This is a genomic window from Methylocystis borbori, from assembly GCF_036576025.1.
GTDB classification, from domain to species: Bacteria; Pseudomonadota; Alphaproteobacteria; order Rhizobiales; family Beijerinckiaceae; genus Methylocystis; species Methylocystis borbori.
This window is the reverse complement of sequence record NZ_JAZHYN010000007.1, coordinates 23496-39436: the sequence shown is the minus strand read 5'-3', so window position 1 is coordinate 39436 and position 15941 is coordinate 23496. Positions and strand designations below refer to the sequence as shown.

Here is a 15941-nt window from a genome sequence, read left to right as displayed (position 1 = left end):
ATTATCGAAAGTTGCATCCGCTCGGATTTCGTCTTGCTACTGGACGCTCCGTCCAGTAGCATAGCCGCATGCTACGGGGGCCGATCACACACAGCGAATTCAAGGGTCAGTTCTCGGGGCACGAGACCTTCCCGCTACGACACCTTTGGCTTCGCAAAGCCTTCGATGCAGTCGAATCCGGCGCACTACGAACCATCTTCAGCAGTCCCGATTCGATCGTCACGTTCGGCGTCGGGAAAAACATGGCGCTCGCGATTCGTCATTGGGCGCTTGCCTGCGGGATTATCGAAGAGAATGGGTCGCGAGTCGGAGCAACCGAACTCGGCCAAAGCCTGTTCGGCGGCGAGCGCCCGTGGGACCCCTACATGGAAAGACCGGCGACTGCTTGGCTTGTGCAGTGGCAGGTCGCCGGCGATCCGAAAATGACCACCACGTGGTATTGGGCCTTCAATCATTTGGCGGCGCAGACATTTGACCATGACGCCTTGAGCACGTCGATACTGCAATATGCCCGCGCGCGCCAATGGTCGCGCATTGCCGAGAAAACCGTGACGCGCGATGTTGAATGCTTCATTCGCAGCTATGTCCCACGTGCCGACAAGGCAGCCGGTGAAGACGCGTTGGAGCCCGTGTTGGCCGAGCTCGGCCTCATCCGGCCGATTGCAGGTCGCCTTTACGAGTTCCGGCGAGGCCCCAAGCCGAGTCTTCCCGATGGCGTCTTTGCCTACGCGCTAAACGCGTTTTGGAACCGGCACGCTCCAGCTGCGGCCACCCTGTCTGTGGAGGCCATCGCCTACGAACCGGGTTCGCCTGGGCGCGTCTTCAAACTCGACGAGAACTCCGTTGTCGAGCGACTCACCGCAATGGAGGACGTAACGCGCGGCCGAGTCGTTTGGTCGGACACAGCGGGCGTGCGTCAGGTCCTCCGTGTCAAACCGATCACCAACCCACTCGGGCTTTTGGCCAGCGCGTATCGCGCCGAGAACGATAAGCGGCGGGCCGCATGACACTCGCCGATCACGTCTCGATTGCCCGCCGCTTTCAACGGTCCATCCGGCTCGATAGCGATCTCGCGCGCGTGGACGCGCTACAGGGATTCGTCTGTCAGCGATCAGCAGCCGATGGACTTCTTAGTATGGCGAGCCAGATTGCGCAGACCGCCCAACGTGCATTCACATGGACAGGTCCCTACGGCGGCGGGAAATCGAGCTTGGCGGTGGGTCTGGCCGGTCTGCTCGGACCGAAAGGCACGATACGGACGGCCGCATCCGCGGCACTCGGTGCGTCCGTCACGCAAGAGCTGCTAGGCGCCTACCAGCCAAGCCGAGACGGCTGGCTCGTTGTGCCGGTTGTAGGCCGCCGCGCTGATCCAGTCGGCGACATCGCCTCCGCCCTGGAGCAAGCCCGCAGGCGAGACGGGGCGACGCGCGGACGTCCGCGAAACGACGTGAAGGGCCCGCGCGAACTCATCGACAGATTGGTGCAAGAAGCCGACGCGCGACCGCGTGACGGCGTTTTGCTCATTATCGACGAGATGGGGAAGTTTCTCGAGGGCGCTGCGGCAGACGGTAGCGACATCTATTTCTTCCAGGAGCTCGCCGAGGCCGCGTCGCGGGCACGCGGCCGCCTCGTCGTCGTCGGCATTCTGCACCAAGCCTTCGAGCAATATGCCAGCCGCCTTGGCCGGGAGGCGCGCGACGAATGGGCGAAGATCCAAGGGCGATTTGTGGATGTGCCGCTGATCGCTGGCGTTGATGAGGTCATCGACCTGTTGGGCCGCGCCATCGTGTCCGAACGGCGCCACGCCGAAACGGCCCAATCCGCCGAGGCGATCGCGCAATCGATCCGTTCGCGGCGCCCAGGCACGCCGGCCGATCTGGCGGCCCGTCTGGACAAATGCTGGCCGTTGCACCCGGTCACGGCCGTCGTGCTCGGTCCGATGTCCCGTCGACGGTTCGGTCAAAACGAGCGCAGCGTGTTTGGCTTTCTGGCCTCCGCTGAACCCGGCGGCTTTCGGGATTTTCTTCGCGAGATGCCTGCCACCGCACGCGAGCTTTTCGGTCCCGACCGCTTTTGGGATTACCTGCGCATAAATCTGGAGCCTGCGATCTTGGCGTCGAATGACAGTCATCGCTGGGCACAGGGCGCCGACGCGATCGAGCGCTGCGAGGCGCGCGGAACCGCGCTTCATGTCAGGCTCGCCAAAGCCATCGCTCTGATCGACATGTTTCGAAACGGCTCAGGCATGGCTGCCGATCGCGCGACGCTCACAGCCTGCATTCCAGACGCCGAACCGGACGTCATCGATGCCGCACTAGCCGAATTGGAGCGATGGTCGGTCGCCGTGTTCCGGAAGCATTTGGACGCATGGGCGATCTATGCCGGCAGCGACTTCGATATCGACGGGGCGGTTGCGTCCGCGGCTGCGCAAGCGTCCGGTCTCGACCTGGGACGTCTAGCGCGCGTCGTGGGTCTGCAACCCGTCCTTGCCAAACGCCATTACCATGAGACGGGCAGCCTGCGGTGGTTCCAGACCGAGCTTGTCCACCTCGCGGACCTTGGCCGGGTCGCCGATCGGGCCGGTGATGCCGCGGGTCATTTCATCCTGGCGATTCCGGCCAGCGAGGACCAGCGAAAGATAGCACTGGCGGATTGCCATGCGGCGTCGGAAAGGACTAGCGAACAACTGATCGCCGTTGGCCTGCCGCGCAATGCTTGGCGACTCCGCGACCTGGGAAGCGAACTCGTCGCGCTCGAAGCCGTGCGCACGAGTCGCCCCGAACTCGACGGCGACAGTGTTGCTCGGCGCGAGCTCGCTGCCCGGATAGCGGCGGTGTCCGCGGAGCTCGATGAAGAACTGCGTGCGGGATTCGCCAACGCCGATTGGCATGTCGCCGGCGGGCGCATCGACCTGCCCGCCGGCGCCAGTCTCTCGCGGCTTGCTTCCGACCTCGCTGACCGCCGGTTCAGCCAAGCACCGCGCGTCCACAGCGAGTTGGTCAATCGCGAGAGGCCGTCCAGCAACACCCAAGCAGGCGTTCGCGCCCTGATGCATGCGATGATTTCGGCGGCCGACAAGCCGGCCCTCGGAATCGAGGGCTTCCCGGTCGAGCGTGGGCTATACAGCACGGTGCTCGCTGCCGCAGGACTGCACCACAAATCCGGTGAATCCTACGGGTTCAGCAAGCCCACCAACAGCCGCATTGGCCAGACTTACAAACCTGCCTGGGAAGCAGCAGAGGCGCTGTTTGCTCGGGAACGCGGAACGGTCCCACTCGGGCATTTGTACCGCCTTTGGGCGGCGGCGCCCTTCGGGATCCGCCACGGGCTGATGCCCATTCTGGCGCTCGCCTTTATCATGGCCAACCGCCATCGTCTGGCGCTTTATGGCGAAGGCAAGTTCCAGGCGGAGATCGACGACTATCTCGTCGACATCCTTTTGCAGGATGAAGATCTTGTCGCGCTTCGCCGCGTGGACGTGGACGCGTTCCGCGGGGCGATCCTCGAGGGTGTGGCGCGCGCGGTGAGGAAGGCGACGGGCCACGCCTGTCCGCCCGATCCCCTGGAGGTGGCCCGCCGCTTGGTCCGCTTTGCGCGCGATCTCCCGCCCTGGAGCCAGAAGACGCTCAGCCTGTCGGCGGCGACAGCCGAAGTGCGCCGCGTCCTTCTGCGGGCAGACGATCCGCACAAGGCGCTCTTCGTCGACATCCCAACGATATTCGGCGACGACGACGCCCCGGCCACCGCGGCTGGCATCGAGACTGCGCTGCGCGAATTGAATGACGCTTATCCCAAGATGATGGCCGCGCTTTCGCAGAAAATGTTGAGCGCGTTGGGCCAAGCGCAGGAGGATTTTGCAGAGCTTCATGAGCGCGCCCGCGTTGTTGCGGACCTAACGGGCGATCTGCGCGTTGACGCATTCGCCGCCCGGCTTGCAACCTATTGCGGCGAGATTCCCGAGATCGAAGCGATCGCGAGCCTTGCGCTCAATCGGCCGCCGCGGGACTGGACAGACCGCGACCCCGATCAAGCCGCGCTGGCGTTGGCTGATTTTGCCCTCAAATTTCGTCGCGCTGAGACGCTTGCGCGCGTCAAGGGTCGCCGGCCGACCCGCGAGGCGATGGCGCTGATCATCGGCACAGGCGAAGCCGGGCAGGAGTTCGTCGAGGAATTCGAGATTGCGGAACGGGACCGACCGAAAGTGACGGCCCTAGCGCAAGCGCTTCACAAAATTCTCACCGAGTCCGGCGCGGATCGCAATGTCGCCTTAGCGGCATTGGCGGAGACGGGACTTGACACGTTGGCGCACCGCGACGCGCGCCTGAAGAAGGTGGGCTGACGGATGGAGCGGCACGTCCTGGGAATCTCTGGCGGGCGGGATAGCGCCGCACTTGCAGTGCTGATGCGGCAATCTCGGCCGGACTTGGCGCTCGAATATTTTTTCACCGATACCGGCAAGGAGTTGCCCGAGGTCTATGATTTCCTCGGCCGATTGGAAGGGTTCCTAGGGGCGCCGATCCAGCGCCTCAACCCCGACCGCGATTTCGACTTTTGGCTGCGGGAGTACAACAACTTCCTTCCCTCGCCGCGCACACGTTGGTGTACCCGTCAACTTAAATTGCGGCCCTTCGAGCGATGGATTCGCCCCGATCTGGACGCGGGCACGACGATCTTTAGTTATGTCGCAATCCGCTCAGACGAGCCCCATCGCGAAGGCCTCACCGCAACGCATCCGAACCTGCGCGTCGTGTTGCCATTGCGCGAGCGTGGCATCGACAAAAAGGGCGTCATCGACTTGCTTGACGCAGCCGGCGTCGGATTGCCGGATTACTATCGTTGGCGTTCCCGCAGCGGCTGCACGTTCTGCTTTTTTCAGCAGAAGATCGAATGGGTCAACCTGATGCGGGAACATCCGAAGGCGTTTGAAGAAGCCAAACGTTATGAAAAGACCGCCCTCGATCACGGTTCCCCGTTCACTTGGAGTGATCGGGAATCCCTCGATGAGCTGGCGGACCCAACGCGCGTCGAACAGATCGAGCGCGAGCATCGGGCACGGTTGGACCGCTTGAAGGCGCGACAGCGCCCCAATGCCCTAAGGCCGGCCGAACCCGTCGATGAAGTGCTGTTCGAAGAGGACGGGGGCGGCTGCCTGATTTGTCACAAATAATAAGACTCTGCCGAGGCGCCCATGACCGACATCACCCGAGCGGATATTTACAAGGAGCAATACGCCCATTTCCGCTCACTGAATGACATCCTTTACAAGATTCCCCCGCTGTTCACCGCCGTCCTGGGTGGTCTTTGGTATTTCGCCGTCCTCAATCTTGAGAAAGACAAGTGGATTGCCTGTGCCATCTTCATATTTGCGGCGATTGCGAGCGTGTGTTTCGTCAATGTGATGCAGCGTTTTCGTATGGCGTTCAATTCGTACATCGACAATCTCAACAAGATGGACGGCGACCTGAGGGTCTCCATTAAGCCCTCCCGTCTGCCATCGACGATCGTTACCGTCCAAGTCCTGCTCTGGGCGGCCGCTGTGGTCTCAGCACTTGGTGTCCTTTACGCTGCCGCCCGCTAGAGGCTTGCGGCCCAACGCTCACGACGAGCTTCGGTCCAGCGTCACGCGGCCGGCGCAGGCTCGCGCTCTCTCATTTCCCGGGCGGCATTCTCGTCGCCATAAATGATGGCCTGGACGGCCCGCTCTATGTCATCGTCCGATAGAAACGGGGCCTGCGCGAACACGATGCCGGGCTCTCCGTTGAGCCGGGCTGCCAAATGGCCAAGCCCCAACAGCGATTCCGCGCCTTTCACACCAAGAGCGATCTCGGAGGTTCCAACGCTGGCGACCTTCAGGATCAGGCGATTCCCTAAGTTGTCGCGCAGCTGCATCGGCATGACGTTCACATCGGGTCGCTGCGCCGCGAAGATGAGGTGAATGCCTGCCGCACGGGCCTTCACGCCCAGTCGCTGCACATTGACCGCCACGGCCTCCTTGTATTCCTCCGTCAGCATCCATTCCGCGAATTCGTCGTGCACCAGGAACAACATGGGCAAGCGCTCAGTCGGTGCCGCTGCGACATTGAAGGCTCGCAGATCGCGCACACCGTTCGCGCGGAAGAGCTCATAACGGCGCTCCATCTCGCCGACGAGACGTTCCAATTCCTCCGTCGCTCGCGTTTGATCGACAACGATGCCGCCGGGGATGTGGGGCAGACGCTCGACCGCGGCGTAATCCACCCCCATCTTGGGATCTATCAGAATGATCTTCGCCAGCGCGCTTGAGTTTGTCGCGGCAATATCGAGGATGAGTCCCTGGATCAGCACCGATTTGCCGCTCCCTGTCGCGCCGGCCACCAGCGTGTGCGGCTCATGCTGCTGCGCGCCACCGAAGGCCGAACCGAGATTGAGATAAAGAATCTCTCCATCGAGTTCGCGCAAGCCGACCACGAATGACGTGTTCAAGCCCGCGGCGTTGCGATTTAACTCGCGTCGAGCCCATACGTCCCACAAGGACACTGTTTGGCGCTGCGGTCGGGCCACCGCTACGACGATCTCGCCCGGCAAAGGTGAGATCGCGACAAGGCGAAGGCCATGGGTCGTCAGTAGCGCCGACTGCTTGCTCTCGATGTCCTCCACCCGAAGCCTGTCAGACCCCATGAACCGGATAAGAGCGGCGTTGGGGGTGAGGCGGGTGCCCAGAATCTTCGCTTGCAATCCGTATCCCAATAAAGCCGTTCGCAGCTTCTGTGCGGTGCTGTCGAGCCAGGCCTCGTCGGCCTTTGATACCGAGGACCGTTGCCGGGTTCGCGCCTCGATCAACGAGGCGATGTCTTGGCGCTGCTCCGGCTGTGAGGCATCGGCGGCTTGCGCCATCGGCTCAAGCGCCTCGACAGGCGCAGGCGCGCCTTCAACAGCATCAACCTCCGGCACGATCGGTTCTGCCGGCTTGGGCCTGTTCCGCGGAGCCAGCTTTTGCTTCGCGGTCGCGGCCGCGGCCGAAGTCCCTTCGGCTTCATGATGACTGGTCCAGTTCACTCTGGGCGCAGGACTGCGGAATTCAGTGTCTTCCCAGGGGTGCTCGTCGCCTAGTCCTCGCCGCACTCCCGCCAGAGCGGTGCGAGTCTCGTAGCCTTTGAGAAGACTACGCACGTCGTCTCGGGTGAAAACTTCCTGCAACCCGTGTGGCACGTCTGCGATCGGCTCCTGCTCACCCGAACCGGCCGGCTCAGCCAACCCGGAAACGAAAATGTGCGAATAGCCGCGGAGATCGATCGTGGTAACGCCTTGGCGAATGCCGTCGCGCACTGCTTCCAATGCATCTGACTGGCCTAATGCCGTCGTCCCGTCGAGCAGCAGGTCCGCGATCCGCGACAACCACAAATCGCGATCCAAACGTCCCGGGTCGCCAAATAGCGCTTCCTCGATACGCTGAACGGTGTGACGAAGCTGTTGTTTGGACGTCCGCCGCGCCTCCGCTGCGCCGTCGAGGCCGACATACTTGGCTTCGGTCACGACCGCACGCAGCGTCGTTAGTCCCCCGGCATCCCGACCGACGCTCAACGCTAGGATGTCGGCGATCCCCTGTTCGCGTTGACCGAGCCATTCTGCGTAATCATCTAGCAGGAACCAGGCGACCGTCGCCTGCGCCCCGAACTCCTCAGCAACCAAGGCGCGGCTCAACACCAGCCCGATGAGTTCGCCGGCCGATACACCGCGCTTGGCCGCGCGCAGCACGATATCGCCGGAAATGCTGCATGCATCGTCGATCATTCGTTGCGCCAGCGCGGCGAGCCGGTCATCGGGAAGTCCCAAGCTCAATTCGGCAAGCCGTCGCCGTACAAGGACTTGCAGGATGCGCAGCTCCGATGTCGACGAGACGATCATGTTACGACCGTGCGTCCGCTGGCGCCGATAGCGGATCACATTAATGCCCTGCGCGGCGAGCTGACGCTTGTCGAGCAGGTCGTCGTAGGTCGCGACCCACTCCGCCAACCCGTGCACCTCGTCAAACATTGCCTTCAGGCCCTGGTCCTGAAAGGATATTTGACGCGCGGGAAGGAGGTGCTCGCCTAGGCTGTGCGACTGTCGCCGAACCACGTCCGCGACCGCGTCGAGGTAAGCCCAACCTGCGGCTGGCTGCCTAGGGCAGGCCAGATAATTCGTCGCCTTGAGTTCGTCTTCCGCCGTCACGCGACGATAGGACCACCGCGGCGGGACGTGATCGAGCAAGTTCGGCATCGTCGCGGACGCCGGGACCGAGAACCAGGCCTCCTTCGCCTGCCGTGAGACCACGTCGTGCAGAAAGGCAACATCGACGCTGCGGTGGTCGACCGAAGGCATCGCCCCGCCGTCCAACATGACGCCGATCCGCAGCTTCGACATGAAATTGCGCGACGTCTCGCTAACGACGAGCGCATCCGGATCGGCTTCGGAGCCTTCCAGCAACTCCTTGTAGATACGATTGAGCTTAGGGCGGTCGCGGTGTCGCACGAGCACGTTGCAGTGCATCTCGTCTTCGTCATGCACCGAGCCGAGTGCGTTGACGGTAGCAAGGGGCAAGCCGGCTGCATCGCAATTGTAGAGCATGATACTGAGGTTTGAGCGTTCATGCGGCTGCAAATCGAGATAACGCTCCAATAGGACACGAATCTGGCCTGCCGCCTCCCGCGGATCTACGTCCGTTGCCGCTTCGGACGGATCACGCACCGGACGTTCCATAAGGCTGTAGTCGTTGACGGTGCTGGTCTCCGCCAGCAAGACCGGCTCGGCCCCGTGATAGCCGACTGCGATCTCAGGATAGAATGGATGGGCGAGCTCTGCGCGCAAATCCGCAAAGAACAGACGCGAATCGCCAAAATTGATCTGTTCGGCGGTGAGCAGATGCGCGGCCAGGCCAGCGACACTGCGCGCCTTTACTGCGCTCGCGGCCAACCGCAAGGGGTGCCACGGCGCGATGATTGCCGACGGAGCACCCCCGGTGATTGCGACGCATCCAAGCGACAGAACCGGCTCCCACAGTTCCTGTCGGTTAAGATCTCCGGGCGCGTGCTGCGCAAGCGTGCGCAGAAGCGCTCCATACTGTTCGGCCTGATTCAATAGCGCGGCATCTGCAAGACCGTGTTGGCGCCAGCCCTCAATCGCGGCGGCGTAATTCACCGCGAAGCTGTCCCACGCGGCGCCCACAGCGGCCGCGGCTTCCGGACTCAATCGACCGTTGGCCGCCGCCTTGAGCGCCTTTGGAAATTGCCGGCCGACATCGTAGGCGGGGTCCGATTTCGGGACCAGGGACCCGGAATCCTGCCGATAGGCCGGCTGAAGTGTTGCCACGTCGCTCAGGGAGACAGATTGCAGCGAGCCCTTTCGGCTAACCGGCTGCCGCGCAACGCTCGACCGAGTCAGCGGACGCTTGAGTAAGCGATCGAGATCGTCGCGAAGCTCCAGGCCGATTTCGTCGGGCCGCCCCATCCAGATAAGCTGCACGGTCGTCCGGTCAGCCAGAGCGCCATCGCCGACCTTCAGGGTGATGTCGAACTTGATTTGAAGGCTGGTGCGCGAGACCGAGACGTTGCGCTTGTACTTCTTGCGTCGCGACGCGGCTTCAAGGAGCGCCTCGTATTCAAAGAGGTGCGACGTGTCCCATTTGACTGCTCCGCCCATCAACACGGGCAATCCGCGGTAACGCACCGCAAACGCCGTCGCGACATCGGCGTTCAGCTCGAGCCATTGTGCCTTAGTCCGCCGTGTGGTCCTGATCTCAAGCGATCGGACGGCACCAAGAGCGCCGGCTTGACCGTAGAGCCGTTCAAGCGCGCGCAACACCCCTTCGAGAAGGTCGGTGCACTCGATCGGGCGACCGAAGATGAAGCGTTCCCATTTCGCTCGAAGTGCGCGATCTCGCCCAAGCTCTTCACGGTGGGCCTCGAAAAAGTCGCGGTCGTCGTCCCGGGGCTCCTTGTGGGATTTCGATTCCTTGAGCTGCCGCAAGTATTCTTTGTCGATGTCGGTAAGACGGTCCGGCAGCTCGAACTCGAAGAATTGGATCGTCTCTTCAGCCAGGCTGGTCTTCTTCTGCCGGAGGCCGGAAAAGACCTGAAGGACCCCGTCCGACTCCCATTCGAGCTCGGCGAGCGCGGCGGCTTCGTCCCGCCAACTAGGCGGCGCATTGATGAATGCCTCAATGGTAGCGTGCGCGGTCGGCGGAATGTCGTCGCGTACTGCCTCGAATTGGGTGCGCAGCTCCTCGGCTTCGATCACCTGTCGCGGCGGCCTCTGTTTGAGCAACAGCGGACGCCGATCTGTCACAAGCTTGTCGAACAGCTTCTTCCAACGCGCCGGCAGCGCCTGATCTTTCGCACGGATGGAAAGGAAATACCCCGAATCGCGGGGCAATTGCAGCGCCGAGAGCGCCCAACCCAATGCCTCGAGCAGCGGTTTCGATTCATCCGCGATCGCTCGTCGCGTGAGTTCGACGTAGTTTGAGACCTGATGCAGTGTCCAATCTTCGGCGGCAGCAAGGCCGCGAAGCGCCGCTTGCCAAATGTCCAGCTGGCTCTCGGGCAGACCGAGCCCAGCGGCAGCCGCCTCGACCCAGAGTCGGGGCTCTTCCGTGAGCTGCTTAGCGCCCAGGAGCGTCACGTCCTGGAGTGACGCGCCCTGATCATCATCGGTGTTGGCAAGGAGCAGGGCCGGACGATCGCACTCCGCGTGACGCAGCGCGACGGTGCGTTCATCGGTGATCACCGCCGCAGGCAAGTCGAATGCCGCCACGAGGTCACGCGGTACCGCGATTTTGACTTTCTTCGCAGTTTCGCCGTCGAGCAGGACGGCCTGCACTACAGCCGCGACCTGTTGACCAGTAAGCCGGTCGAGCATGAAACGCGCAAGTCCGTCGCCGTCCGAGGCATTTGCTAGATGTTCGCGCAGCGACGCCGCGCCGACGGTGCCCAACAGTTCCGAGGCATTCAAGACTGTGCGCTCCTCTGGAACGGGTTTTCGACATAGGCGCAGGAATCGGAAAGCCGCTTTAGTAAGCCAAGGCTCGCCAGCCGCTCTTCCAAACGTCGCGCATTGTCCGAAAAGTCCTCCTGATCGGCAGCGCCCGCATCGATGAAGCTCCGAGCTTGCTGGTCGCCAATCACCAATCCGTATCGATCATGAAGAAGAACAAGGAAATCCTTGAACTCCAACCGTCGGTCGACGCAGCACACGACCAGCGTCTTCAGAAGCCGATCGGTCGGGGCGTAGCGCACACGCCGGCTCGCCCGCCGTGACGACAGCCCGATCAGGCGCGCCCAGGTCGCGTGGACCTTCCCAACATGCTGCTTGTGGCGAACCACGGCGCGCCGAACAAGCTCTTCGAGCAATTCGCCTGGTTGTCCTTGCGCTTCATCGGCGTCATCGAGATCCGGCCAGTCGAAGGTCTTGAACAGAAGTTCGGCGGCATTCGGTCCCGGCTCATCAGATTGCAGCGCCGCAAGCCATTCGGGCGTCGCGACGATCTCTCGAATGAACCGTTCGAGCGCCTGTTGCGGCAAGGCATTGTTGCTCTGGAAGGAGTCCGCCGACAGGTCGCGCACCACAGAGCGTTTGGGCGAGACGATCTCGCAGACCATGGAGATAGGATTCGGTTGCGCCAAGACTTCAGCCGAACGCTGGAGCTGATAAAGGATGAGGTGAAGTCCCGTCATCGTGACGATATGCGGAATCGCGTCATAGGCCGGGATTTGCAAATCCAGGATCGCGATCCAATCCTCAGCCAACCTGTCAAAGGTGGGATGCGAGGCGCACGGCAAGTAGGCACCGGCCCGTTCCTGCCGCGCGAACTGAACGTCGCCTTGCAGCGCCCTTATCAGTCCGTCATACGGAGCATCGACCTTCAGTATGCGTCGATCCAGACGTTCGCGGAGGTCGGCCGCCCTGCGGCTCCGGCAAAGCATGAGATAGAGAATCTCGCCGGTGCGCGCGAAGAACCGACGGTCCGTGGCGACGCCGGTTGCTGTGACGCTGACGTCTTCATAGAGCGCGTTCGTCCCGAACGGAAACACGAACTTGGAACTCCAGCGCTTGTTGCTGCCCCCTTCGATCGCGGAGCTCTGGAGGAAGGAGACCACCGAAGCGAAATCCTGGAAGGTCTCGAAGCGATCGCGCAGATAGGCAAAGTCCGGCCTTTCGAGCCCGCCCGCGTTTTCGGCCATCAATGGCAGCCATGTCGCCCACATCGCTTCATCGGACTGGTCCGAGGCGAGCACGGTCGTCATGTGCGGGTTGTTGAAGAGGAGATTGCGCAGGCGAAGCTGGGTTTGCGGCTTGTAGGACAGTTCGTTCAGGCGCACTTCAGTCAGAGCACGGGTCTGGTCGTTCTCCGCGTGAAGAACGCACAGGAATTCAAGCAAAGTCAGCCAAGGCGATTGCTCGTCGTGGAGACGATGGCCCCAGATCGCCTCATCGATCCACATCTCCGGACCCGTGCGCTCTTCGTGCCCGAACGGCTTCGCCAAGATCTCCATCGGGGTTAGGTCCTCACCGTGACGCGCCGCGGCGACGCGCGGCCATCACTTCCGAGTTCGATGAATCGCAGAACCAACTCGCCGGCAGCGTACCGCTCATCCTCGTCGAGCACGCGCCGCCGTTCCGTCGCACTCAAAAGCTTGGCCTTGAATGCCAGGAGATCTTCGTGGCACTCGAGTGAAAAGCTGCTTGGCAGAGCGCCTTCCGCCACCCGCCCCAAAAACTCAAACCGCGTTGGCGTCAATGCTAATCCGATCGGACCCGGGTCGCCGCCGCGCGACAGACGCACACTCAAGGCGATGCCGCCTCGCGCGCTCGGCGCCAACACCGCTTCCTCGCCTCCTTGGCGTGGAACCGAAATCAGCTCATCAAGCAAAGGACTGGTCTTTGATTGGGAGTGGCTGCCCGATGTGGCAAGAACCAGCTCGTCTTGGTTCTGTACGAGCATCCCGGTGAAAACGCGATTGAGGCCGCGCATGATCATCGGCATGACCCGGCGCGGAAGCGCGGTGCCATTCGTCAGGCACGCGGCGACATCGAGATACAGTCCGCCATAGCGAAAGACTGTCAAATCCCAGAGGTCAAACTCGCTTTCCCGCTGTTCGGGGAGCACGAAGAACATCCGCTGGCGCTGCGCGCGCAGGCGCGGCAGGAACTCCTCCCGCGCACTGGCGTCGCTTCCCTCAAGATAAGAGTGCTGTGCTCGCGTATAGGCAACCGTGCCGCCATAGACAGGGTCGTTGAGGACGAGATCGCGATACGGCGCTTCTAGCGCCGGATCGTCTGCCCCGTAGACCAACAAATTGTCCACGCGATTGCTGGTCTCGCCGCCGATGCCGAAAGCATTGAGCTTGCGGAACAGATCGGACTTTTCGGCGCGCCGCGGCTTCAGGTTCTCGCCAAAGATATTGCGATAGACACTTGCTTGATCGAGCGATCCGCAGGCCAAGATGTCCGGGACATCCGCACATGACATCAAGCCGTCAGGCGCGTCCGGGTGTCCCAAGAGCGTATTCGCCACGAGCGCCAGCAGTTGGCGCACGGGGAAGTGTATGCCATTCTGTTCGCTCAGTTCGACCAGTGCCATCAGGCGCCGCTGAAGAAGTCCCGAATCCGCCTCGCCTTGGACGCGGGCGCGATTCTCCCAGATCGGACAGGTCTGCGCGGCCCGAATGGGACAAGCTTCGCATTGGTCCCAGCCGGGATGTCCCGTCATTGCCGCGATGATCGTGCGGATCATTTGGGACGCTGGCGCCTGGCTCAGGTCGCGCAGATTGAGACGGACCTCGGGATCGGGATTCTCACCCGTGACGAGGAGTTCCTCGACCGCTCGCACCATCGCTTGTAGCCCCGCCGTCTGCGGGGCTGCCTTCAGCTTCTCCAGGAGCTGGCCGTGATTGGCCGCGATCAGATAGATGCGGTCAGGGGCGGGACGCGTCACGTCTCGGACCATGTCGGCCAGCAGCGCAGCGCTTTCATCCGCGCGCAGCTCGCTTAGGTCCTTGACGACCACAAGCTCGCGGGGTCCGAGTTGGAGCCGCTGGATCTTGTCTCCGGTATTCCAAGTAGTCTCGGAGCCACCCAAACGAATCCAGGCTTCCCGGCAATGATAGGTTTTTCCGTCCCCCGCCGTGCCGGTCAGAATTTCCGAGCGGGGGGAATCCGAACGCAGGTTATCAAGGAGTTGGTCCAGAAATTGTGCTGGCAGTACAACGGGTTCGATCCGATGGCGCCGCAGCGCTCGCTGGATCGACTCGTCATACATGTTATCATTGGTCGGAATCGGACCGTAGTTCCGAAGGAACCTGACCCAACGACTTGCCCCGGACGCCCCCATTCTGCCTCCCGACACACATTATCCGGCGCTTGTAAGGAGGGTCCATCCTCGTCCTTGCACCACCACCGCTTGAGTCGATTGTGGCATGATAGCATCACATTGCGCCGGAATGCTGCCTGAATGTTTTAGTTCCGGCAGCCGCTTACCCCACATTGGGGCCCTCTAGAGGGAGAGGGCTGCGGCTGTCGCCGTGACGGGTTGAGGTCGAGAGAGAGGCTCCCGGCCGCCCGTCATGGAGATTCCGCCATGACCCAGATAAGCACCATCACCGGTCGGGACGCCTACGGTCCACCGCCGGTTTCGGCCGGATACAAAGTCGACATCTCGCGCGGCGAACGGATCGGGCGGGCGTCGTCCGAATGGTTCTCGCGGCCCGACGACGAGCGCTATCTGTCGCTCAGCGCCCTCTACGCCGCCGTTCGCGCACGCGCCGACCGCGCCACCGCCCGCACCGTCGAGACCCGGACCCTTCGTGTCGAAGCCGGTCGTGACAACGCCGAACGCCTGGCGCTGATCGTGCCCGGCCGCGAGGAGCCCATTGCTCCGACGCACTGGTCATTCGGTCAGATGTGCAGCCTGGTCGGCGCGCCTGCCGGCTATATGCGCCAGCTCCCCGCGCCACTTGCCGGCATCAACATGCAGCACGGGCTGCTCTTGCACCGTGCCGAGTTGGTGAAGACGCTGGAGGCGGACGACGGGAGGATCGAGCTGCGCGCCGTCACCGGCCCGGACTATGGCCGTATCTGGGACCATGAACTGGTCGCCGCCGTCATGAAGATCGCCGGCGACGGCACCGGCGACACGCGCTGGAAGGTGCCGGGCCTGCTCGACTGGTCGACCATGACGCACAACCCGTTCGTCGAAGTGACCAAGGACACCACCACCCTCTACGCCTCCGATCGCGACGTCTTCCTCTTCCTGGTCGACGACGCCCATCCGATCGAAGCCGGCCGCCTGCCCAACGGCGACCCCGATCTCTACTTCCGGGGCTTCTATTGCTGGAACAGCGAGGTGGGCTCCAAAACGCTCGGCATGGCGTCCTTCTATCTCCGCGCCGTCTGTATGAACCGCAACATCTGGGGCGCCGAGGGCTTCGAGGAGATCTCGATCCGCCACAGCAAGTTCGCCAGCCACCGCTTTGCGCATCAGGCGGCGCCGGCGCTGGAACGCTTCGCCACATCGTCGCCCGCGCCGTTTCTGGCGGGGATCAGGGCCGCTCGCGAACAGATCGTCGCCCGCAAGGATGAGGATCGCGAGAGCTTCTTGCGCAGGCGCGGCTTCTCGCGTCCCGAGACCGAGAAGATCATCGCTACCGTGCTGAAGGAAGAAGGCCGCCCGCCGGAGTCGATCTTCGATTTCGTCCAGGGAATCACGGCGCTCGCCCGCGCCAAGCCGCATCAGGATGCGCGGCTGGAGCTGGAGGGCAAGGCCGCGAAGCTTCTTTCCAGCGTTCGGTGATCACCGCGAGGCGTGGAGCCGGGTTTGCGGCTCCACGCCTTTACGCTTCTGCGCGGCCCCAGCCTCCTAGAGGAAGAGGGCTGCGCTGGCTTCGTGACGGGTTGGAGGCCGAGAGAGAGGCTTTCGGCCGCCCGTCGCG

General features: G+C 62.7%; 8 protein-coding genes. 5 read left to right on the top strand and 3 right to left on the bottom strand.

Annotated elements, in window-relative coordinates:
- Positions 1-68: 68 nt before the first annotated feature.
- The 4 genes from V3H18_RS03830 to V3H18_RS03815 are packed head-to-tail and all read left to right on the top strand — an operon-like array spanning position 69 to position 5578.
- Positions 69-1007, top strand: a complete 939-nt coding sequence (locus tag V3H18_RS03830) for a DUF4007 family protein (protein ID WP_332080582.1) — start codon at positions 69-71, stop codon at positions 1005-1007.
- Positions 1004-4339 (top strand): ATP-binding protein, encoded by a 3336-nt coding sequence (locus V3H18_RS03825; RefSeq protein WP_332080581.1) that lies wholly within the window; start codon positions 1004-1006, stop codon positions 4337-4339. Before V3H18_RS03830 ends, V3H18_RS03825 begins: the two co-directional genes overlap by 4 nt.
- A gap of 3 nt (positions 4340-4342) precedes the next feature.
- On the top strand, positions 4343-5167 hold the full coding sequence (locus tag V3H18_RS03820) for a phosphoadenosine phosphosulfate reductase family protein (protein ID WP_332080580.1): 825 nt from the start codon (positions 4343-4345) through the stop codon (positions 5165-5167).
- Positions 5168-5188: 21 nt separating this feature from the next.
- On the top strand, positions 5189-5578 hold the full coding sequence (locus V3H18_RS03815) for a hypothetical protein (RefSeq protein WP_332080579.1): 390 nt from the start codon (positions 5189-5191) through the stop codon (positions 5576-5578).
- A 41-nt stretch (positions 5579-5619) separates the two neighbouring features.
- Here the strand turns inward: V3H18_RS03815 and V3H18_RS03810 are convergent, their stop codons facing one another.
- Genes V3H18_RS03810 through V3H18_RS03800 form a run of 3 tightly spaced genes read right to left on the bottom strand, consistent with a single transcriptional unit; the run spans position 5620 to position 14272 of the window.
- Positions 5620-10965 carry an FtsK/SpoIIIE domain-containing protein gene (locus V3H18_RS03810; RefSeq protein WP_332080578.1) on the bottom strand — a complete coding sequence of 1782 codons (5346 nt, stop codon included), beginning with the start codon at positions 10963-10965 and terminating at the stop codon, positions 5620-5622.
- Positions 10962-12506: a hypothetical protein gene (locus tag V3H18_RS03805; protein WP_332080577.1), complete on the bottom strand. Its 1545-nt coding sequence runs from the start codon at positions 12504-12506 to the stop codon at positions 10962-10964. The genes V3H18_RS03810 and V3H18_RS03805 overlap by 4 nt, the downstream gene beginning before the upstream one ends.
- A gap of 5 nt (positions 12507-12511) precedes the next feature.
- Positions 12512-14272 carry a hypothetical protein gene (locus V3H18_RS03800; RefSeq protein ID WP_332080575.1) on the bottom strand — a complete coding sequence of 587 codons (1761 nt, stop codon included), beginning with the start codon at positions 14270-14272 and terminating at the stop codon, positions 12512-12514.
- A 318-nt stretch (positions 14273-14590) separates the two neighbouring features.
- Here V3H18_RS03800 and V3H18_RS03795 point away from each other — a divergent pair, with 318 nt between their 5' ends.
- Positions 14591-15802, top strand: a complete 1212-nt coding sequence (locus tag V3H18_RS03795) for a DUF932 domain-containing protein (RefSeq protein WP_332080574.1) — start codon at positions 14591-14593, stop codon at positions 15800-15802.
- Positions 15803-15941: the final 139 nt, after the last annotated feature.

Bases quoted from the DNA above. Each gene is read 5' to 3' on its own strand.
- V3H18_RS03805 (WP_332080577.1), bottom strand. From the start codon at position 12,506: ATGGAGATCTTGGCGAAGCCGTTCGGGCACGAAGAGCGCACGGGTCCG.
- V3H18_RS03800 (WP_332080575.1), bottom strand. From the start codon at position 14,272: ATGTATGACGAGTCGATCCAGCGAGCGCTGCGGCGCCATCGGATCGAA.
- V3H18_RS03825 (WP_332080581.1), top strand. From the start codon at position 1,004: ATGACACTCGCCGATCACGTCTCGATTGCCCGCCGCTTTCAACGGTCC.
- V3H18_RS03820 (WP_332080580.1), top strand. From the start codon at position 4,343: ATGGAGCGGCACGTCCTGGGAATCTCTGGCGGGCGGGATAGCGCCGCA.
- V3H18_RS03795 (WP_332080574.1), top strand. From the start codon at position 14,591: ATGACCCAGATAAGCACCATCACCGGTCGGGACGCCTACGGTCCACCG.
- V3H18_RS03815 (WP_332080579.1), top strand. From the start codon at position 5,189: ATGACCGACATCACCCGAGCGGATATTTACAAGGAGCAATACGCCCAT.
- V3H18_RS03830 (WP_332080582.1), top strand. From the start codon at position 69: ATGCTACGGGGGCCGATCACACACAGCGAATTCAAGGGTCAGTTCTCG.